1 protein-coding gene is annotated in these 819 nt (G+C 27.9%); it reads right to left on the bottom strand.

Features of this window, described 5'->3' with window-relative positions; translation table 11 throughout:
- Positions 1-33: 33 nt before the first annotated feature.
- Entirely contained in the window at positions 34-648 is a 615-nt protein-coding gene (locus G3997_RS05410) for a 3D domain-containing protein (protein ID WP_296644101.1), read from the bottom strand.
- Positions 649-819 lie beyond the last annotated feature (171 nt).

Below are 819 nucleotides of genomic sequence, written 5' to 3' on the forward strand. Positions count from 1 at the left end.
TTTTTTATTTAATATTTAATTTTTTATATGTCATTATGGTAATATGTGGATAGTAATATTTTTAACTCCCCACTCATTACATTTTGCTTCACTTTCCATAAATATATCTATTCTATTACCTTTTATAGCACTACCACAATCTTCTGCCACAAATACCTTGTCAAATTCAGGTATATAAACTCTTGTTCCATAAGGTATTACACTTGGGTCAACTGCTATAGTATATCCTGCTTTTGGAACAGTACCCGTAGATGTTATTGTATCTCCTGCATAAGCTGTAGCTTTAACTTCTAAAGGTGTAGCATTTTCTAAATTAAAACTTTCTTTAGTTGGCTCTCCTTCACTTACATAAGTACTATAAATATATCCTACTTCATCGTCTATACTAACTTTAGTCCAATCTCCTTCATAACCTAATATAGTTACAGAAGTATTTTTTTGTACTAATTTATATATATCTGAATTTATTGATGCTCCTTTACGRAAATTAACATTTACAGCATTTACATACCCATTATTATAATTTAATTCTTCTTCATTAATTACTTGTACATCTAAGTTGTTATTTATTGTATCGGCAAAGGCTAATGTATTGAAGCCTAACATTACAGTCATAGCAACTGTAGACATCATTAGTTTCTTTTTCATAATAGTCCCTCCATTTTGTTACCGTTTTGTTACTTTTAGTATAACGTAAATTATTCATAAAGTCACAAAAAAAGCAAAACTACATTTATTTACTATATATTACAACTATTTCTATTGTAATTTGTCTATAGTAAATTCACTTTATATCAAGGCCTATACCCTATCTTAAAT

The organism is Romboutsia sp. 13368 (genome assembly GCF_018336475.1).
In the GTDB taxonomy this organism is placed as follows: Bacteria; Bacillota; Clostridia; order Peptostreptococcales; family Peptostreptococcaceae; genus Romboutsia.